Annotated in this window: 16 protein-coding genes; 6 read left to right on the forward strand and 10 right to left on the reverse strand. The window is 75.5% G+C overall.

Features of this window, described 5'->3' with window-relative positions; all coding sequences use genetic code 11:
* Positions 1 to 14: 14 nt before the first annotated feature.
* From JOF36_RS24795 to mraZ, 6 genes are all read right to left on the reverse strand, one after another.
* Positions 15 to 1,466, reverse strand: a complete 1,452-nt coding sequence (locus tag JOF36_RS24795) for a UDP-N-acetylmuramoyl-tripeptide--D-alanyl-D-alanine ligase (protein WP_210031238.1) — start codon at positions 1,464 to 1,466, stop codon at positions 15 to 17.
* A gap of 55 nt (positions 1,467 to 1,521) precedes the next feature.
* Positions 1,522 to 3,126 (reverse strand): UDP-N-acetylmuramoyl-L-alanyl-D-glutamate--2,6-diaminopimelate ligase, encoded by a 1,605-nt coding sequence (locus JOF36_RS24800; protein ID WP_210036218.1) that lies wholly within the window; start codon positions 3,124 to 3,126, stop codon positions 1,522 to 1,524.
* A gap of 314 nt (positions 3,127 to 3,440) precedes the next feature.
* Complete coding sequence (locus tag JOF36_RS24805; protein ID WP_210031240.1) at positions 3,441 to 5,282, reverse strand: peptidoglycan D,D-transpeptidase FtsI family protein; 1,842 nt, start codon at positions 5,280 to 5,282, stop codon at positions 3,441 to 3,443.
* A complete protein-coding gene (ftsL, locus tag JOF36_RS24810; RefSeq protein ID WP_210031242.1) occupies positions 5,282 to 6,016 on the reverse strand; it encodes a cell division protein FtsL in 735 nt (244 codons plus the stop codon). The genes JOF36_RS24805 and ftsL overlap by 1 nt, the downstream gene beginning before the upstream one ends.
* 55 nt (positions 6,017 to 6,071) lie before the next feature.
* Entirely contained in the window at positions 6,072 to 7,073 is a 1,002-nt protein-coding gene (rsmH, locus tag JOF36_RS24815) for a 16S rRNA (cytosine(1402)-N(4))-methyltransferase RsmH (RefSeq protein ID WP_210031246.1), read from the reverse strand.
* Between the two features lie 348 nt (positions 7,074 to 7,421).
* On the reverse strand, positions 7,422 to 7,853 hold the full coding sequence (gene mraZ, locus JOF36_RS24820; protein WP_210031247.1) for a division/cell wall cluster transcriptional repressor MraZ: 432 nt from the start codon (positions 7,851 to 7,853) through the stop codon (positions 7,422 to 7,424).
* Positions 7,854 to 8,285: 432 nt separating this feature from the next.
* Between mraZ and JOF36_RS24825 the strand changes: the two genes are divergently transcribed.
* Genes JOF36_RS24825 through JOF36_RS24835 form a run of 3 tightly spaced genes read left to right on the forward strand, consistent with a single transcriptional unit; the run spans position 8,286 to position 13,150 of the window.
* Positions 8,286 to 9,374, forward strand: a complete 1,089-nt coding sequence (locus JOF36_RS24825; RefSeq protein ID WP_372447410.1) for an AAA family ATPase — start codon at positions 8,286 to 8,288, stop codon at positions 9,372 to 9,374.
* 1 nt (position 9,375) lies between these two features.
* Positions 9,376 to 10,746, forward strand: coding sequence for a DUF58 domain-containing protein (locus JOF36_RS24830; RefSeq protein ID WP_210031248.1), 1,371 nt, complete (start codon positions 9,376 to 9,378; stop codon positions 10,744 to 10,746).
* A gap of 58 nt (positions 10,747 to 10,804) precedes the next feature.
* Positions 10,805 to 13,150 carry a transglutaminase TgpA family protein gene (locus JOF36_RS24835; RefSeq protein ID WP_210031249.1) on the forward strand — a complete coding sequence of 782 codons (2,346 nt, stop codon included), beginning with the start codon at positions 10,805 to 10,807 and terminating at the stop codon, positions 13,148 to 13,150.
* Between the two features lie 419 nt (positions 13,151 to 13,569).
* Here the strand turns inward: JOF36_RS24835 and JOF36_RS24840 are convergent, their stop codons facing one another.
* Both JOF36_RS24840 and JOF36_RS24845 read right to left on the reverse strand, forming a co-directional pair.
* Complete coding sequence (locus JOF36_RS24840) at positions 13,570 to 13,980, reverse strand: SCO2097 family morphological protein (RefSeq protein ID WP_210031250.1); 411 nt, start codon at positions 13,978 to 13,980, stop codon at positions 13,570 to 13,572.
* Positions 13,981 to 14,319: 339 nt separating this feature from the next.
* Positions 14,320 to 15,078, reverse strand: a complete 759-nt coding sequence (locus JOF36_RS24845; RefSeq protein WP_307862579.1) for a class I SAM-dependent methyltransferase — start codon at positions 15,076 to 15,078, stop codon at positions 14,320 to 14,322.
* A 119-nt stretch (positions 15,079 to 15,197) separates the two neighbouring features.
* Between JOF36_RS24845 and JOF36_RS24850 the strand changes: the two genes are divergently transcribed.
* Positions 15,198 to 16,037, forward strand: a complete 840-nt coding sequence (locus tag JOF36_RS24850) for a ParA family protein (protein ID WP_210031252.1) — start codon at positions 15,198 to 15,200, stop codon at positions 16,035 to 16,037.
* Positions 16,038 to 16,074: 37 nt separating this feature from the next.
* On the opposite strand, the gene JOF36_RS24855 is transcribed toward JOF36_RS24850, so the two are convergent.
* Together JOF36_RS24855 and JOF36_RS24860 are read right to left on the reverse strand one after the other, a co-directional pair.
* Positions 16,075 to 16,803, reverse strand: a complete 729-nt coding sequence (locus JOF36_RS24855) for an SAV_6107 family HEPN domain-containing protein (RefSeq protein WP_210031253.1) — start codon at positions 16,801 to 16,803, stop codon at positions 16,075 to 16,077.
* 38 nt (positions 16,804 to 16,841) lie between these two features.
* Entirely contained in the window at positions 16,842 to 17,171 is a 330-nt protein-coding gene (locus JOF36_RS24860; RefSeq protein WP_245352541.1) for a hypothetical protein, read from the reverse strand.
* 330 nt (positions 17,172 to 17,501) lie between these two features.
* Between JOF36_RS24860 and JOF36_RS24865 the strand changes: the two genes are divergently transcribed.
* Both JOF36_RS24865 and JOF36_RS24870 read left to right on the forward strand, forming a co-directional pair.
* Entirely contained in the window at positions 17,502 to 18,125 is a 624-nt protein-coding gene (locus JOF36_RS24865; protein WP_307862580.1) for a GNAT family N-acetyltransferase, read from the forward strand.
* A gap of 38 nt (positions 18,126 to 18,163) precedes the next feature.
* Complete coding sequence (locus JOF36_RS24870) at positions 18,164 to 18,862, forward strand: LppM family (lipo)protein (RefSeq protein WP_210031255.1); 699 nt, start codon at positions 18,164 to 18,166, stop codon at positions 18,860 to 18,862.
* Positions 18,863 to 18,894 lie beyond the last annotated feature (32 nt).

The following is an 18,894-nucleotide window of genomic DNA, read 5'->3' on the forward strand; positions in this document are numbered from 1 at the left end:
CAGGAAGACGCCCCTCACCGGCGCACCAGCCCTTCGCTCTGCAGCAGCCCGGCCGCGACCCGCTCGAGGCCCGCGCTGCGGGAGGCCTTCACCAGCACCACGTCACCGGGGCCGATCTCGGCCCGCAACAGCTCCAGTGCGGCACCGACGTCGTCGACGTGCTCGGCGTCCGGCCCGTAGTCCGGGGCACCGACGGCGACCACCCGGCCGACGCCGGCGGCGCGGGCCCGGCGGGTGGTCGCGGCGTGCTCCTGCGCGGCGCCGTCCCCGATCTCGGCCATCGGTCCGAGCACCGCCCACGCCTTACGGCCGGTACCGGCGATCTCCGTGAGCGCGGAGAGCGCCGCGGACATGGCCTCCGGGTTGGCGTTGTAGGCGTCGTTGACGACGGTGACGCCGTCCGCGCGGTCGGTGAGCTCCATCCGCCAGCGCGACGCCGGTGTGGCCGCCGACAGCGCGGTCGCGGCCTCCTCCGGGCTCGCGCCCAGCTCCACGGCGACGGCAGCCGCGGCGAGCGCGTTGGAGACCTGGTGCGCACCGACGAGCCGCAGCGCCACGTCGGCCTCGCCGGCCGGGGTGACCAGCCGGAACGAGGCGCGACCGGCCTCCTGGGTGACGTCGCGGGCGTGGACGTCGGCGCCCGCGGACCGGCCGAACGTGACCACCCGGGCCGGGGTGCGGGCGGCCATGGCGGCCACCAGCTCGTCGTCGGCGTTCAGCACGGCGACACCGCCGCGCCCGCCGGGCAGGTCCCCCGGCGGCAGCGTCTCGACCAGCTCGCCCTTCGCGGCGGCGATGCCGGCGCGCGAGCCGAACTCGCCCAGGTGCGCGGAGCCGACGTTGAGCACCACACCGATCCGGGGCGGGGCGACGGCGCAGAGCGCGGCGATGTGCCCGGCCCCGCGGGCGGAGAACTCCAGCACCAGGTGCCGGGTCGTCGCGTCCGCGCGCAGGGCGGTGTACGGGGTGCCGAGCTCGTTGTTGAACGACTCCGGCGGCGCGACCGTGCGGCCCAGCGGTGAGAGCACCGCGGCCAGCAGGTCCTTGGTGGAGGTCTTGCCTGCGCTGCCGGTGACCCCGACGACGGCGAGTCCGGGCAGCGCGCCCAGCGCGTGGCGGGCCAGCAGGCCCAGCGCCGCCAGCACGGCCGCACCGGACCCGTCCGGGTCCACCGCACCCAGGTAGGTGTGCGCGTCCCGCACCCCGGCCGGCGGCACGATCACCGCCGGTGCGTCGACCTCGCGGCCCGCCAGCACCGCCGAGGCGCCGCGGTCCGCGGCTCCCCGGGCGAAGTCGTGGCCGTCGACCCGCTCACCGGGCAGCGCCAGGAACAACCCGCCCGGGCCGACCCGGCGCGAGTCGAACTCGACGGCGGTCACCGTCGTGGACGCGGCCTGCGCGTCCGTGAGCTGGTGCAGCGTGCCGCCGGTCACCGCGGCGACCTCGGCCAGCGTCATCTCGATCATCGCCCGCTCGCCTCCACCGGCTCGGTCGGTCCTCCTGTCATGGAACGCGACACCCTCATGAGGCCGCCCGGATGGCCATGACCAGCTCGTCCGCGTCGTCGAACGGGTACTTGACCCCGTGCACCTCCTGACCGGTCTCGTGGCCCTTCCCGGCGATCACGACCGCGTCGCCGGGCCGTGCGGAACGCACCGCGTAGACGATCGCACTGCGCCGGTCACTGATCTCGATCACGTCGCCGCGGGCGGGCTCGTGCAGCGCGCCGTCGAGCATCGCCCGGCGGATGACGGCCGGCTCCTCGCTGCGCGGGTTGTCGTCGGTAACCACCAGCAGGTCCGAGCGGAGCGTCGCGGCCGCACCCATCAGCGGGCGCTTGCCGGTGTCGCGGTCCCCGCCGCAGCCGAGCACGGTGATGACCCGGGCGTGCGGCCGGATCTGGGCGCGCAGCGCGTCCAGCAGCGCGGCGACGGCCGCCGGCTTGTGCGCGTAGTCGACCACGGCCAGCCACGGCTGCCCCGCGTCCACCCGTTGCATCCGGCCCGGCACCGACAGCCGGGCGAAGCCCTCGGCGGCGACCGACGGCGGGATACCGTCGGCGTCCAGGCAGGCCAGCGCGACCAGCGCGTTCGCGACGTTGTAGAGCCCGGGCAGTGCCAGGGTGACCGGCTGGGCGAGGCCGTCCGGGCCGATCGCGGTGAAGGTCTGGGTGCCGTCCGGGTGGGCGGCGAGATCGCGCACCGTCCAGCTGGCGGGCGGCCCGGCCGGATCCGACGACACGGTCACCGCGTCGGGCCGGCGGGTGGCCAGCTGGCGGCCCCACTCGTCGTCGACGCAGACGACCCCGTGCCGCGCGGCTTCCACTCCCCCGCCTCCGCCGCCGAACAGCCGGGCCTTGGCCTCGAAGTAGTCGGTCATCGTCGAGTGGAAGTCGAGGTGGTCCTGGGACAGGTTGGTGAACGCCCCGACGGCGAACCGCGAGCCACCGACCCGGCCGAGGGCCAGCGCGTGGCTGGACACCTCCATCGCGACGTCGGTGACACCGGCCTCCACCATCACCGCGAACAGCGCCTGCAGGTCGGGCGCCTCCGGCGTGGTGAACGCACTGGGCAGCGCCCGCGGCTCGTGCCCGGGAACCCGCACCCGGGTCCGGACGGTGCCGAGCAGCCCGGCGGACCGTCCGGCCGCGGTCAGCCCGGCCTCCAGGAGGTGGCCGACGGTCGTCTTGCCGGAGGTCCCGGTGACGCCGAGCACCCGCAGCCGGGCGGTCGGCTCGCCGTAGACCGCGGCTGACACCGGCCCGAGGACCTCACGCGGGTTCGGGTGGACCAGCACCGGGAGCCGGGAGTGCCGGATCTCCGCACGGTCGGCGCCGTCCGGGTCGGTCAGGATCGCGGCCGCCCCACCGGCGAGAGCCTGCGCGGCGAAGTCGGCGCCGTGCGCGCGGGATCCGGGCAGCGCGGCGAACAGGTCACCGGGGCGGACCGACGCGGCGCGCAGCGTGGCGCCGGTGACGGTGTGCGCGCCGAGTGCAGCGTCGAGCAGCGGACCGGGCCCGGTACCGGCGGTGCGCGGGTTCAGCTCGGCGCCGGCCAGGCGCGCGAGGACCGCGACATCGACGGGACGCACCGTCTCCGGACGATCGGGGAGCTGGTCGCCGGTCACCGTACGGTCCCCCGCCCCGGCACGGGCGGCGTACGCAGCGTGGACGTCGGGCACAGGGCGGGAGGTTACCGACCGGCGAGGCGCGCTCCGGGCCCGGCTCCGGGGTCTGCGACCGCTCGCGGGCGGCGTCGCGCCGGACGGTCGGGCGGGTACCCCCGGCCGGTCGTACGGCACACCGGATACGGCCATCCGGCGCAGGGCGTTGTCCGGTGGGCGGGACGTCACCGGCCGACCGTGCGACGACCTACTTGCCCCGGACGGGTGAGCGGCTCCGGTGACCGCCCGACGCATCCGGTCGGTCACCGACCGTGTGCTCACTTGATCTGCAGCGTCTGCACCCGGGCCGGATCGGTCTGCACCGGGATGTTGTCCCGCTGCGCCAGGTACGAGGCGATGTCGTGGAACAACGGCGCCGCGCTCGTCCCGCCCTTGGGCGCGTCGAGCATGATCCCGACCACGAACCGCGGGTCCTGCGCCGGGAGCATCCCGGCGAAGGTGATCCAGTACTGCGAGCGCGAGTAGGCCCCGGTCTCCGGGTCGACCTGCTGCGCGGTACCGGTCTTGCCCGCCACCTCGTAGCCGGGGACGGCGGCGGCCGGACCGGTGCCGGTCTGGCCGGGCGCGTCCTGGGTGACGGCGGTGAGCATCGTCCGCAGTGTCTGCGCGGTCTGCGAGGACATCACCCGCACCGGCTCGGGCGGTTCGGTCGGGAGGCGGACGCCGTCCGGCCCGGTGGTCGAGGCGACCACCCGCGGCGGGACGCGGACACCGTCGTTCGCGATCGCCTGGTACATGCCCGCCATCTGCAGCACCGTCATCGACAGACCCTGCCCGATCGGCAGGTTGCCGAAGGTGGAGCCGGACCAGGTCGCCCGCGGCGGCACCGACCCGGCGCTCTCCCCGGGCAGCCCGATCCCGGTCCGCTCCCCGATGCCCATCTTCACGAGCATGTCGGAGAACGCGTCCGGGCCGACCTTCTGAGCCGTCATGAGGGTGCCGACGTTCGACGACTTCGCCAGCACGCCGGTGAGGGTGTAGCGGTCGAGCCCGTGCTCCCAGGCGTCCCTGATCGTCCGGTCGGCGACCTTGATCTGGCCCGGGACCTCGAGCACGTCCTCCGGCTTGACGACGCCGGCCTCGAGGGCGGCGGCGATGGTGGCCACCTTGTTCACCGAGCCGGGTTCGAACGGCGTGGTGACGGCCTTGTTGCCGAGCGTCGCGGGGTCCGCGCTGAGCAGGTTCGCCGGGTCGAACGAGGTGTTGTCGGCCAGCGCCAGCACCTCACCGGTCGCACGGTCCAGCACCACGGCCGAACCGCTGCGCGCCCCCGACTCCGCCGCATAGGCCGACAGCATCCGTTGGACCTGGAACTGCAGGTCGGAGTCGATGGTCAGCGCGACGTCCGATCCGGACACCGCGGGCTGCTCGGAGCGGACGCTGCCGGGGATGACGGTGCGGGCGCCCTCGGCGGTGTCGGCGATCTGGAACCCGTCCCGGCCGGCGAGGAGGTCGTCGTCGGAGGACTCCAGGCCGATCCGCCCGACGAGCTTCTGCGCGTCGGCGCTCCAGGTCGCGGCACCGATGATGTTGGACGCCAGGTTGCCGCTCGGGTACTGGCGCGCCTCCCGGCTCTCCTCGGCGATCTCCGGGTACTTCTCGCGCAGGGCGCGTGCCGGTGCCGGGTCGACGGCGGTGGCCATCACCACGTAGCCGCGGTCGGTGCCGAGCGCCCGCTTGAGCTCCTCCGGGTCGCCACCGGTGACCGCGGCGACCTCCTCGGCCATCGCGTTCTTGTACGCGGCGGCCTCGGGCCCCTTCGTCCGGTTGATCAGCCGAGGGTTGGTGACCAGCGCCTTCGACTCGGTGGAGAACGCGAGGACGTTGCCGTCGCGGTCGGTGATCGCGCCGCGCTCGGCCGGGATCGTGATCCGGCTGGCGCGCTGCTTCTCGGCGTCGGCGGCGAGTGAACCGGCCTGCACCGTCTGCACCACGACGAGCTTGGCGCCCGCGACGAGCAGCAGCGCGGCCAGCAGCACCCAGGCCAGCCGGAGCCGGAACCGCGGGTCGTCGGCCGGCGACCGGCGGCGCTTGCGCGGCGGGCCGGGACGTGGTGGCCCGCCGCCGGGGCGCCTCGGCCGCGGCGGGGCGTAGGCCATCAGCGACGGCCCTCCGCGCGGTTCTCGGCCGGGACCTCGCGCTCGGTGCCCTCCTGCTGGTCGTTCTGCCCCCGCTGCTCACCGGCCGGCTGCTCCCCGGCGGGCTGCTCCGCGGCGGGCTGCTCCCCGGCGGGCTGCTGCTCGTCGGCGGGCGGGGTGCCGGACTCGGCTCCGGCGGCCGCCGCGGCGTCGCCACCGGTGGCGTCCGGGTCGGAGGTCCCCCCGCTCGGCACCGCGGCACCGGGGGCGGGTCCGGCCGGGGTGCCGGGCACGGCCGCCTGCGGCTCCCCGACGACCTCGACCCGGCCGTCCGGCGCGACGACGAGGCGCGCCGGGTCGGCGACCGGGACCATGCCGAGGTCACCGGCCCGCTGCGCGATCGAGCCGGGGCTCTCCAGCACCGACACCTCCTTGCGGAGCGCCTCGGACTGCTCGGTGAGCGCGGCCGTCCGCTGGCGGGCCTCCTGCAGGGCGTAGGAGTCCGCGGCCGCGGCGGTGGACAGCCACAGCGTGGCGACCAGGCCCGCGACCAGGAGCACCATCACGAGCAGCACGAACTTCGCGCGGCCGGTGTTCTCCCTGGCCGCGGAGCGGCGGCGCTGGTCCTGGGCACGCCGGACGTCGCCCGGTCCACGTTGCGCCGGGATCCGCGGCGGGGCCGCCGTCCGGCGGGTCTGCGGACGCGGCCGGCCACCGCCCGGGGTGCCCGGACGCTCGATGACGGGTGTGCTCATCGGGGGTTCCTGCCTCTCCGCCGTGCCTGTACTGCCGGTGGCGTCGTGCCGCGCTTCATGGCGCCACCCCGTCCGTGCCGGTGCTCGTGTCGGCGATCCGCTCGGCCGCCCGGAGCCGGACCGGCGCGGCCCGCGGGTTGGCTGCGGTCTCCTCGTCCGACGCCGTCTCCGAGCCCCGGGTCAGCAGCCGGAACTCCGGTCCGTGCCCGGGGAGCTCGACCGGGAGGTCGACCGGGGTACGGGAGCGGGTCCGCTCGGTGAGCGCCCGTTTCGTCATCCGGTCCTCCAGCGAGTGGTAGGACAGGACGACGATCCGGCCGCCCGGAGCGAGCGCGTCGAGTGCCGCGGGCAGCGCGTCGCGCAGCGAGTCGAGCTCGCCGTTGACCTCGATCCGCAGCGCCTGGAAGGTCCGCTTGGCCGGATGCCCGCCGGTCCGCCGGGACGCGGCGGGTACCACCCCGTACAGCATCTCGACGAGTTCGGCGCTGCGGACGAAGGGCTTCTTCTCCCGGTTCCGGACGATCGCCTTCGCGATCGGGCCGGCGAACCGCTCCTCGCCGTACTCGCGCAGGATCCGGCGCAGCTCGGTCGCGGAGTAGCTGTTGAGGACGTCGGCGGCGGTGGGTCCCGTGGTGGGGTCCATCCGCATGTCGAGGTCGGCGTCACGGGAGTAGGAGAAGCCGCGTGCGGTCTCGTCGAGTTGCAGCGACGAGACGCCGAGGTCGAACAGGATGCCGTCGGCGGGCCCCACACCGGTCTGCTCCAGTGCCTCGTCGATCCGGTCGTAGCGGGCGTGTACCCGGTGCAGCCGGTCGGAGTGGGCGCTGAGCCTGTCCCCCGCGAGTTCCAGTGCCTGCGGGTCGCGGTCGAGTCCGACGACGGTGAGCCGGGGGTGCGCGGCGAGCAGCGCCGCGGCGTGGCCGCCCATGCCGAGGGTGGCGTCCACGTAGACCGCCGGACGGTCGTGCAGTGCGGGTGCGAGGAGCTCGGCGACCCGGTCGAGAAGGACGGGGGTGTGCCGCTGGTCCGGGGCCTGCTCGTCGTTGTCCACGTCCACCCCCCGGTGCCGCTGTTCCGTCCCCGTGGTCCGTGTCGTTCGCCGTTCCCCGTCCCGGTTCCGGCCCGCGAAGGCCGGAACCGGTCGGATCTGTCCGTGGTCGTGCTGCGCCGCCGGCTCCCACAACCGGCCCGCCACACGCCCGAAGACGCCCGGACGTCACCACGCCACCCGAACTCCCCAGTCGGGGTGGACGCCGGCGCCGTCCCCACCCGGGGGCCGTGCCGGCCGAACCTGGCACCGGGGAAGTTGTGCCAGGGTCGGGCGATCACGGCACCCGGGTCGGGACGGCGACGGTGGAATCGTCCGTGTCGTGCTACTGCCCGTTCCCCCACCCGCCAGCGGGGGTCAGAACAGCCCGGGCAGAACCTCCTCCTGAGCCTTGGCGAACTCGTCCTCGTGCTGCTCCTGGTACGCCTGCCAGGCCTGCGCATCCCAGATCTCGGCACGTGTGAACGCGCCGATCACCACGCAGTCCTTGGACAGTCCGGCGTACCGGCGAAGCTCGGACGTGATCGCGATCCGACCCTGCCCATCGGGGTTCTGCTCGTCGGTGCCCGAGAAGAGGTTGCGCTGGAAGACCCGCGCCGACTCGTTCGTCAGCGGGGCCGCGGCGATCTTGCGTGCCATCTCGGTGAAGGCGTCACGGGTGAACACGTAGAGACAGTGGTCCTGCCCTTTCGTGATCATGCAGCCGCCTCGCAACTCGTCGCGGAATTTCGCGGGCAACGTGAGTCGCCCTTTGTCGTCCAACTTCGGGGTGTAGGTGCCGAGGAACACCGACCCCACCTCCACCTGGAGCCCCTGTTCGCCCCAGCGATCACCACACTACCCCACCCGCCCCCACCGTCAACCCGAACAGGGCTCTCCCCGAAATGTTCATCGCCTGTTTCCGCAGGTAGAAGGGGGTGGGGCGCGGTGGGGAGGGTCGGCCTGCCACCCGGTAGCGCGACGCCCGGGGTCCGCGTGCCGGTCGATCCGGCCGCCTTTGGCCGTGTGTGGACTGTCCGATGTCGGCGCAGGTCAGCGCCGGATTCTGCAGAATCCCGTCCGCCCGGTGGGGAGCGGTGGGGTGGGTGGTGGGGAGCGTCGGTGGTGGGAGGTGGGGGTCCGGACGGACGCACGAGAACGGGCGGACGGCGGCACCCGGGGTGGGCCGGGCGGGGTTTGACAGACTGGGCGACGCCCCGTGCCACCACCCGAGGAGGCCCGTTGTCGTCGAGCGCACCGTCTGCGCCGTCCGCACCGTTCGCACCGGCTGCGCCCGGCGCGCAGCCGGCGCCGGCCGGACCCACACCCGTCCGCCGTCCGGAGCAGGCCGGCACCGCGGGATACGCGGCCGACCCGATGGACGCCGCCGCCGTCGCCGACGCGGTCGCCCGGATCGCCTCGGCGGTGCAGCGGGTGATCGTCGGGAAGCCGGATGCGGTCCGGCTCGCGCTCGTCGCGATGCTCGCCGAGGGCCACCTGCTGGTCGAGGACGTGCCCGGTGTCGGGAAGACCTCGCTGGCCAAGGCGCTCGCCCGGGCCGTCGACGGCGCGGTCAGCCGGATCCAGTTCACCCCGGACCTGCTGCCCGGCGACATCACCGGCACGTCGATCTACAACCGGCAGTCCGCGGAGTTCGAGTTCCGGCCCGGCCCGGTGTTCGCCAACGTGGTGATCGCCGACGAGATCAACCGGGCCTCGCCGAAGACCCAGTCCGCGCTGCTCGAGTGCATGGCCGAGCACCAGGTGACCGTCGACGGCGGCACGTACCCGCTGGGCGACCCGTTCATGGTCGTCGCCACCCAGAACCCGGTCGAGATGGACGGCACCTACCCGCTGCCCGAAGCACAGCGGGACCGGTTCACGATCCGGATCAGCGTGGGCTACCCGGATCCGGTCGCCGAGCTCGCGATGCTCGACGAGCACGGCACCGACGAGCCGCTGGACCGGATGCGCCCGGTCGCCGACCTGCGCACCCTCCGTTCGATGCTCACCGCGGTCCGCGGCCTGCACACCGCCACCGAGGTGCGGCGCTACTGCGTCGAGATCGTCGGCGCCACCCGCCGGCTGAGCGAGGTGCGCCTCGGCGCCTCGCCGCGCGCGACGCTGCACCTGCTGCGCGCGGCGCGCGCGTGGGCGGCCACGGCGGGGCGCGGCTACGTCGTGCCGGACGACGTCCAGGCCGTCGCCGTCCCCGTGCTGGCGCACCGGCTCCTGCTCGGGCCGGAGGGGGTGGCCGCCCGCCGGTCCACCACGGATCTGGTGCGGGCCGCCGTCGGCCGGGTCGCGGTGCCGTCCCCGCCGCGGGGCTGACGTGGCGGCGCCCGCTCCCGGCGGTCCCGCCGGGTCCACACCGGCCGGTCCGGCGACCACCGGGGCGGGCCGTCCGTCGCAGGCCCCGCCCGCGCCGACCGCCACCACCCGCAAGGAACGCCGGGCCGGGCTGACCGTCCGCGGCCGGTGCCTGCTGGCCGGGGGGCTCGCGATGGTCGTCTCCGCCGTGGCACTCGATGAGCGCGATCTCGTCCGGATCGGCGCCTTCATCGCGCTCCTGCCCTTACTGGCCCTGGTCGTCGCGCTCCGGTCGCGCCGGACGCTGCGGGTCGAACGATCCCTGGAGCCTTCCCGGATCGAGGCCGGCGCATCCGGCACGGCGCTGCTGCGGATCGCGGGCGGCGCGCTGCTGGGTGCGCTGCGGATCGCCGACCACGTCCCGGACGCCGCGGGCCTGTCGGACCGCTACCCGCCACGCTTCACCGTGCACCGGCTCGGCCGGCGCGGCGCCCGGGTCGGCTACCCGTTGCGCCCGGCCGTGCGCGGCGCCTACCGGATCGGCCCGCTGCGCGGGCGCGGTACCGACCCGCTCGGCCTGGCCGAGTTCCGGCACGACCTGCTGCCCGCCGACCGCTGGCTGGTGCTGCCCCGGGTCACCGCGCTGACCGGCCGCCCGTCACTCAGCTCGACCGCCGTCGGCCGTGGCGCCGAGGGCGGCAGCCGCCCGGGTCCCGGCACCCCGGACGTCCTGATCCGGCCGTACCGCCAGGGCGATGAGCTGCGCCGGGTGCACTGGCGCTCCAGCGCACGGCGCGACGAGCTGATGGTCCGGCTCGACGACCGTCCGGACCCGTCCGGCGTGACCCTGCTGCTGGATCGCCGCGACGCCGCGCACCGCGGCCACGGCGCGGGCTCCAGCCTGGAATGGGCCGTGGAGTTCACCGCGAGCGTCGCCGTGCACCTGCTGCGCCGCGGCGAGGCCGTCACCCTGGTCGACGAGTCCGGGGGGTCGCTCGACGACGGCCCGGCCGGCGGAGGCGGCGGGGAGGACCAGGTGCCGGGGCGGCTGGAGGCCCTCGCCGTGCTGCGCCCCTCGGCCACCGCGGACCTCGGCGGCAGCGCTCCCGAACCGGGCACGACGCCGTCCGACGGCGTGCTGGCCGTCCTCGGCGCGGCCACGCCACAGGACGTGACCGGCCTGGTCGCGGCCTGGCCGCGCGGCGGGCACGCGATCCTGCTCGACGTCGACGGCTGGTCGTCCGGGACGTCCCCGGGCCGCCCGGCCGCGGCCGCCGCAACGGTGCTGCGCCGGGCCGGGTGGCAGGCGACCGTCGTGCCCGCCGGGACCAGCGTGCAGCGCGCGTGGGCCGACGCGTGCGGCGAGCTCTCGACCGCGGGAGCCCCCTGGTGACCACCCGCACCACCGCTCGTCCGCTCCGGGCGGCCGGGCCGCTCCCCCGAGGTGTCCGATGACAGCGCCCACCACGCTCCCGCCGTCCGCCGCGGCACCCGCGTCCGGTAGCCCGCCGGGCACTCCACGCTGGAGCACCGTGCTCGCCCCGATCGCGTCCGGGCTCGCGGTGCTGCTGGCCGGGGCGGCGACCGGCGCCGTCGTCGCGGGATCCGCCTGGCTGTGGCATGCGGCCGTTGCGGTGGCGATCGTCGTCGTGACCGGCGCGCTGTTGCTCCGGCTCCGCCCGTGGCTCGCCGCACCCGGCCAGCTCGCCGCGCTGTTGCTGCTGGTCACCGGCTGGTTCACCAGCAGTGGCATGGCCGTCGTGCTGCCCGGGCCGCAGGCACTCGCCGAGCTCGCAACGCTGCTCGGCGGTGCCGGCACGCAGATCGACACCGGACTCCCGCCGGTCGCCGCGACACCGGAGATCCTGCTGCTGGTCACCCTCGGCTTCGGGACCCTGGCGATCGCCGTGTTCGGGCTCGCGGTGACCGTCGCCGCCCCCGCCGCGGCCGGGGTGCCGCTGCTGGTGGTGTTCGCGGTGCCGACCGCGCTCCAGTCCGAGCTGCTGCCCTGGTGGTCGGTGGTCGCGGCCGCCGCCGGGTACGGCGTGCTGCTGCTCCTGCGCCCGGGCCGGCTCCGGCAGGCCCCTGGCGGGATCGCGGTCGTCGCCGTCGCCGTGGCGGGTGCGCTGCTGGCCGGGGTCGCGGCAGGCGCCGTCGGGACCGCGGGCCGGTTCGACGCCGCCGGGGGCGCGGGTGGCGCGGACGGCTCGATCGGGCTGAACCCGTTCACCTCGCTGCGCGGTCAGCTGACCCGCGACGAGCCGCGGGACCTGTTCCGGGTGCAGGGCCTGGAGCGGGCGACCTACCTACGCGCGCTGACCCTGCAGACCTACGTGCCGCAGGAGGGGTGGCAGGCCGGGCGGCCCGCGCCGGGCGTACCGCTGACCGGGCCGCTGCCGCCGTCGACGTCCGGGCCGGCGGCCGAACAGAGCGTGCAGGTCGAGAACCTGGGGTTCCGCGACTACTGGCTGCCGGTGTTCGGCGACCCGACCGCGATCGGTGTCGGGTCCGAGAGCTGGGCCTACGACGCCGCCGGCGGCATCGCCTACAGCGAGCGGCCCCGCGAGGAGGACGGCTGGACGCAGGCCATGCGATTGCCCGAGCCGTCCGCGGAGCAGCTGCGCGGCGCGTCCGGGCCGGTCACCGTGGACCGTGCCTACCTCGACACCGCGGGGGTCGACCCGCGGGTCGCGCAGATCGCGCAGCAGGTCAGCGCGGACGCCGCGACCCCGTTCGACCGCGCGATGGCGATCGAGAACCACTTCACCGGGCCCGGCTCGCCGTTCACCTACAGCCTGGCGACCGCGCCCGGCGGCGGCGGGGACGCGCTGGTCGACTTCCTGACCCGCGGCCGGACCGGGTACTGCGAGCAGTACGCCTCGGCGATGGCCGTGATGCTGCGGGCCGTCGACGTCCCGGCCCGGGTCGCGGTCGGCTTCACCGCGGGCGACGAGGGCGACTCCGGCCGCACGATCACGACCGAGGACGCGCACGCCTGGGTCGAGGCCTGGTTCCCCGGCTACGGCTGGATGACGTTCGACCCGACCCCGCTGGCCGACGGCCGGACCATCGAGCCCGGGTACACGCAGCAGGCCCGCGAGCAGGACGGCGGCACCCCGGCGCAGGAGCAGCCCCCGGCCCCGGAGCCCTCCGCCGCTCCCCCGCCGCCCGCCGGTGACGGTGCCCAGGAGCCGCCCCCCGCCGACGGCCAGGACGGGCCCGGGGACACCGCAGGCTCTTCCTCGTGGTGGCTCCCGATCCTCGCCGGCGCCCTGCTGCTGGCCGGGCTGGTGCTGGTCGCGCTGGTGCCCGGCTGGTGGCGGCGCCGCCAGTACGCCCACCGCGCCGGCCTCGCCCGCGCCGGCGGACCCGCAGCGGCGACGGCCGCCTGGGACGAGGTGCTGGCCGCGTCCCGGGACCACGGCGTCCCGGTCCCGCCCGGGGACACCGTGCGTGCCGCGGCCGCCCGGATCATCGAGCGGCACGACCTGGCCGGGCGCCCGGCGGAGGCGCTGCAGGAGCTGGCCGAGCGGGTCGAGGCGAGCTGGTACGGCGGTCTGCTGCCCGCGCCGGACACCCTCGACGGCCTGGTGGACGAGATCCGCACGGCGATCGCCGCCGGCGGGTCGTCGCTACGGGCGAAGGTGCTGCCACCGTCGGTGGTGCCGGAGTCGGTGCGGCGCCACCGCACCGGGTCCGGCGGGTCCGCCGGATCCGACGCGTCCGGCGCGTCCGGTGCGGAGGAGCCCGCCGAGGCCGTGGGCGGCACGGGGCCCACGGACGCCGAGCGCCGCTGATCATCGGATCAGTGCCGATCGGTGCCACGGATGGCACCGATCGGCATTCAACGGATGATCACCACTCCCAGGACTGCCCAGGCCACCCGGCTGTGCGGGCCCTGGACCGTCGCCCGGCCTGTGCCGGCCCTGGATCGCCCGGCCCGTACGGGTCGCCCGGCTACCCGCGACCCGGCACTCGGAATGCCGGTCACACGCCACCGGCGATGCCCGGACACACCCCGGCCGGGAGGGCTACCGCCATTCGGCGGACCGATCGCTCCCGGAAGCGACCCCGCCACCCGGGCCGGTCATGCCACACACCCCGATCAGGGCACGCACCGTTCCCGTTCCGCTCACGAAACGCACGACGGCGGGGCGGGACACGAGCATGTCCCGCCCCGCCGGACGTCGTACGGGCGGCGCGACGGCCGCCGGGCTCACTCCTGTTCGAAGCGGCGCCGGAAGCGCTCCTCCATCCGGCCGGTGAAGCCGCCGTTCTCGCCGCCGGACTTGTTCTTGGACGGTTCGGTGGCCTCCTCCGCCGACTCGGCGTCCTTGCTCGCGCGGGCGCCGATCGACGTCACCGCGAGCAGGGCACCTCCGAGCATCGCGAGAAAACCGACCACACTGAGCACCGGGATGTCGCCCAGGTACAGCGCCTGGAACGGAATCCCGGCCACGAGCAGGACGAGGCCCAGGACGAAGACCACCGCCCCCTGGATCCGGCGCCGACGAGCAGGCTTGCTCATCCGGCTACCGCTCACGGAAGACGCGAACTTCGGGTCCTCCTGGTAGAGGGCGCGTTCGATCTGTTCGAGCAGGCGCTGCTCGTGCTCGGAGAGCGGCATGCCTTCACCTCCGGCACACGGAATCGGACGGTAGGCCGAATCGACCCGGGCTTCCCTGCCCCGATCGGAACGACGGGCGCCCCACCTGGGCGTCTGAGCACAAGAGTACGAGGCGAAGCGGGTTGCGACCACCCGGACCGGCCAACCCGCACCACTGATCGTCGAGCGGACGGCCTCGTACGGCGTGTCGTTGCCCACCCGCCGCGTTTCGTAACGCCCAGAACCGGGTGGAACACCGGTGTGAACGGCGGGCGGACGGCCACCGACGGCGACCGTGTGGCCCTCGGCACACCACCGGAGATCTCAGCAGCGCCGGAGGTCTCAGTAGCGCCGGAGGTCTCAGTAGCGCCGGGCGAGCAGATGCAGCCGCGGAGCGACCTCACCGAGTTCCGGGACGGTGGACGCGAGGGCGTCCAGCTCGTCGCGCTCCTCGCGCCCGGCCGGCTCGCTCTCCTGGCCCGGCCCGGGAAGCCACGCCTCCAGGGTGCCATCGCCCTGCAGCGCCTCGACCTCCAGCCGCCCGCTGGCGGCGGCGAGCTCGCGCAGCCGGCCGGCGTCGAACCGGCGCAGCAGCGGGTCGTCCGGGCCCGTGCGGCCGTCCGGGTCGGTCAGCAGCGCCCGGGCCTCTGCCAGCCGGCCGGTGGCGACCCGGCCGACGAAGGCGCCGTAGCGGCCCACCGTCAGTACCGAGACCGCACCGCCGGGTGCCGCCGCGCAGGCGAGCGCTGTCAGCACCCGTCCGGGATCGTCGACGACCTCGAGCAGCCCGTGGCCGAGGACCAGGTCGGACCCGTCGGCCGGGGCGACCTCGGCGAGGGTGTCCACGTCGCCGTTCACCGGGGTGATCAGGCCGGTGACCTCGGCCTCGTCGGCCCGCCTGGCGAGCGTCGCGAGCGCGTTCGGGCTGGTGTCCACGACGGTGACGGGGCACCCCGCGATCGCGAGCGGCACCGCCCAGGTCCCGCTGCCGCCCCCGACGTCGAGCACCCGGGGGGTGCGGCCGGTCTCGCGGCGAACCCGGTCGATCTCCCTGTCCAGCAGCCGGAACACGGCGACACCGCGCGCTGCCCCTGCCTGCTCACGTGTCGGCGATCCCACACCCGCAGCCTAGTGGTCGCCCGCCCGTGCACCACCCGCCACACCCGCCCGGCCGCCGTCCGGACGGGCGGCCCGACTCCGCGGGTCACCGGCACACGACCGCACGGTAGGTTGTCCGGATGCAGGTCGTCGCCACGCTCAGTCTCAAGGGCGGCGTCGGGAAGACCACGGTGGCGCTCGGGCTCGCCGGCGCTGCGCAGCGGCACGGTGTGTCCACCCTGGTGGTCGATCTCGACCCCCAGGCCAACGCCACCACCGCACTGGACCCCGAACCGACCACCGCCACGGTCGCCGACGTCCTCGACGAGCCGCGGCGCGCGGTCGTCGAGCGGGCGATCGCGCCGTCGGCATGGGGTGAGGGCCTCGACGTACTGGTCGGTGCGGAACAGACCGAGCGGCACAACCATCCCGACCCGGGCGCGGCGCAGCTCTACCGGCTGGACCGGGCGCTGCAGCGGATGGCGGGCGAGCTGCTCGCCGACGACGGCGGGAACGACTCCGGCCTGGTCGAGGAGCGCTACCGGCTGGTGATCGTGGACTGCCCGCCGTCACTGGGGCAGCTCACGCGCAGCGCGCTGTCCGCCGCAGACCGGGCGATCCTGGTGACCGACCCGACGATGTTCTCGGTGTCCGGCGTGCAGCGGGCCTTCGACGCGGTGCAGACCGAGCGGGAACGGTCGAACGACCGGCTGCAGCCGCTCGGCGTCCTGGTGAACCGGGTGCGGCCGCGCAACACCGAGCACGAGTTCCGCATCGCCGAGCTGCGCGAGCTGTTCGGCCCGCTGGTGTTCAACAGCGTGCTGCCGGACCGGTCGGCGGTGCAGCAGGCGCAGGGTGCCTGCCTGCCGATCCAGGCCTGGGACACCCCCGGTGCACGCGAGATCTCGGCGGTCTTCACCTCGCTGCTCGGGCGGGTGCTGCGCAGCGCCTCCCGGGACCGCCCGGCCGCGTCCGCCTGACACGCTGAGGGTCCGGCCACCGACGGCCCGGCCGGTCTCACCGCGGCAGCAACAGCTGCACCCGCGCGACGAACTGCTCCGCCTGCCGCAGCAGGTCGTCGGCACCACGCCGGTCCACCAGCCGGTCGATCCCCGCCTCGGCCGCCGCCCGGGTCCGCGAGCAGGACGCGAAGAACATCGCCCACTCCTCCAGCTCCGGCGCGACCTCGGCGAGCAGCCGCCAGACGTCCCGCGGGGCTCCACGACGCGGCCGTGGCCGGGCCCGCATCGCCAGCACCGCGGCACCGGCCCGCAACGCCGCGAGGTACGCCGCCGGGTACCGGCGCACCGGCTCGGGCTCTCGATGCGCCTCGGCGAGCTGGTCGGCGGCCTGCCGGAGCAGGGCGAGCGCATCCCGCGAGGGCGGAGCGGCCACCCGGCGGCCGGCCGCGGCCCGACCGGCCGCGGTTCGATCAGCCGTGGCCCGATCGACCGTTGTCCGACCGGGCGTGGCTCGACCCGCCGCGGCCGCATCGCCGCAACCGGCCGCCCCGCGCGGGGCCGACACCGCGACGTCCGGGGCCCGGGCCTCCGGTCCCGGCGCGGCGGGCCTCCCGGGCGCGGGCGTGCCGGCCGGGCACTCCAGCGGCCACAGCCCGTCGGTCACCGCCCGCTCCACCGCCCGGCGGGCAGGCGCACCGGCACCGGTACCCGGCAGTGGCGCGGGAGCCGCCCGCCGGTCCCGCGCCGACGGCAGCCACAGGTCCAGCTCCATCGTCCTGCCCATCACGCACCTCCCATGCCGTGTCACCCGGCTCCGGTCGTTCAACTCCGGTCGTCGATCCCCACCAGGTCCCAGACCCCGGGCCCGGCCCGCATCCGCAGCACCACCTCGCGCGGCGGGTCGTGCGGCACCTCCACCGACCGCGCGAGCACCCGCCAGCAGCTCAACCGGTCCCCGCCGACCGGCATCGGCGACGGGAACGGCCAGGGCGACTCCTCGATCCACTGGTCCCGCACCCCGGTGACCAGGAACCGCTCGCCGCGGCGCGAGGGACGCCGCTGGAACTCGACCGGCTCGCCGTTCTGCCAGCGCACGTCGATGGCCGCCGGCTGCCGCCCCCGGAACAATCGCGAGAAGCCGCCCACCACCATCACCACGCCCCTTCCCGGTCAGCGGGCCTCGGCTCCCGCTCCCCGGCATCGGTTCCCGGGCGCCCGGCGACGGGGTGCTTCCCCCACCCCGCGCACCGGACGCCCGGACGTCGAACACGCGTTCGACCTCATAAGTAGAACGCGTGTTCGACCGGGCGTCAAGTCCGGCATTCCGGTCGTTCCCGGTCCGCGGCGGACGGTCCACCGGCTGCCGGGGGCGGGGCCCCGGCACTCCCGACCCGCGGGCTGCGTCCGGTCGTGATGTGATGGGGCCATGCATTCGGACGCCGACCGCGCGGCGGGCCCCGGCCGCGCCGGGCGGTGGGGCCCGTGACCGCGGCTCCGGCCCGCCCACGCCTGATCGGCCTCGACCGGGGCGACTTCGCCGACCGGCTGGCCGAGGCCATCGACGTCTACGTCACCGCGATGGGCTACCCGCGCTCCACCGCCCGGCAGCGCCGCTCGCTCTGGCTGGAGCACTCCTACCGGCCTGGCTGGCAGGCGGTCGGCTGGCTGAACGAGCGCGACCGGCTCACCGGGATCGGCTACGGCTACTGGGGCGGCCCCGGGCAGTGGTGGTTCGAGGAGGTCCGGCGCGGGCTACTGGCCCGCCGCGGGGACCCGGACGCCGCCGGGACGGACTGGCTGACCGACTACTTCGAGCTGACCGAGCTGCACGTGCACCCCCGGGCCCAGGGCTCCGGGATCGGGGACCGGCTGCTGCGCGCGCTGGCCGACGACACCGGACGCTCCCGCATGCTGCTCTCCACCCCCGAGTACGGCCGGGACTCCCCCGGCCGGGCATGGCGGCTCTACCGGCGCGCCGGCTTCCAGGACGTGCTGCGGGAGCACCTGTTCACCGGTGACCCGCGCCCGTTCGCCGTCCTCGGCCGGGAGCTGCCGCTGCTCCCGCCGGATCACGGAGCGGATCACCCGACACACGCCCCGGCGTGACGCGGGGACGGTCGGTGCCGGGTGGCACGATGACCGCCATGCCGTTCCCCAGGACCGCCGACGTCCCGCGCCGCCGCACGAAGGCCCCCTGGAAGGCCCGCTCGAAGGCTGCGGTACTGCTCGCGGTGCTGGTCCTGGTCACGCTCACCGGCTGCACCCGGGTCCAGGTCGCGATGGCCGTCCAGCCGGACGACACGGTGGACGGCGAGATCGTCGTCGCCACCCCGGAGGGCGCCCCCAACGGGGCGGGTCCCGAGATGACCGTGCCCCCGGAGCTGGAGGGCAAGATCGAGGTGTCGCCGTACGACCAGGACGGGTTCATCGGGTCGCAGGCGGCGTTCGAGGATCTGACCTTCCCCGAGGTGTCCCAGCTGGCCGTCCTGGGCGGGTCCGCCTCCGGCCGGGCCAATCTGGAGATGCGCCGGGTCGGCGAGCGGATCGCGGTGCAGGGCCGTGCCGATCTGACCACGATGCCGGTGGACCGCTCGGACATCCGGCTGGCGATGAGCTTCCCCGGCGAGGTCGTCGAGACCGACGGCGAGGCCGACGGCGGCACCGTCACCTGGACCTTCGCCCCCGGCGAGGTCTCCCCGCTGAACGCCTCGGTGCTCTCCACCGATCCGAACGCACCGTCCGTGCTGGGCTGGTCGCTGCTGCTGACGACGCTGGTCGCGGTGGCGGCGGGCGCGACCGTCCTGCTCGCGCGGCGCGACCGGAACCCGCTGATCCGCAGATGAGACCGCCCGTGTGTGGTCCGGGTCCGCCGGAC

Origin of the sequence: Pseudonocardia parietis, assembly GCF_017876315.1 — a bacterium.
In the GTDB taxonomy this organism is placed as follows: Bacteria; Actinomycetota; Actinomycetes; order Mycobacteriales; family Pseudonocardiaceae; genus Pseudonocardia; species Pseudonocardia parietis.

Bases quoted from the DNA above. Each gene is read 5' to 3' on its own strand.
- JOF36_RS24795 (WP_210031238.1), bottom strand. From the start codon at position 1,466: ATGATCGAGATGACGCTGGCCGAGGTCGCCGCGGTGACCGGCGGCACG.
- JOF36_RS24805 (WP_210031240.1), bottom strand. From the start codon at position 5,282: ATGGCCTACGCCCCGCCGCGGCCGAGGCGCCCCGGCGGCGGGCCACCA.
- ftsL (WP_210031242.1), bottom strand. From the start codon at position 6,016: ATGAGCACACCCGTCATCGAGCGTCCGGGCACCCCGGGCGGTGGCCGG.
- JOF36_RS24835 (WP_210031249.1), top strand. From the start codon at position 10,805: ATGACAGCGCCCACCACGCTCCCGCCGTCCGCCGCGGCACCCGCGTCC.
- JOF36_RS24840 (WP_210031250.1), bottom strand. From the start codon at position 13,980: ATGCCGCTCTCCGAGCACGAGCAGCGCCTGCTCGAACAGATCGAACGC.
- JOF36_RS24850 (WP_210031252.1), top strand. From the start codon at position 15,198: ATGCAGGTCGTCGCCACGCTCAGTCTCAAGGGCGGCGTCGGGAAGACC.
- JOF36_RS24855 (WP_210031253.1), bottom strand. From the start codon at position 16,803: ATGGGCAGGACGATGGAGCTGGACCTGTGGCTGCCGTCGGCGCGGGAC.
- JOF36_RS24860 (WP_245352541.1), bottom strand. From the start codon at position 17,171: ATGGTGGTGGGCGGCTTCTCGCGATTGTTCCGGGGGCGGCAGCCGGCG.
- JOF36_RS24870 (WP_210031255.1), top strand. From the start codon at position 18,164: ATGCCGTTCCCCAGGACCGCCGACGTCCCGCGCCGCCGCACGAAGGCC.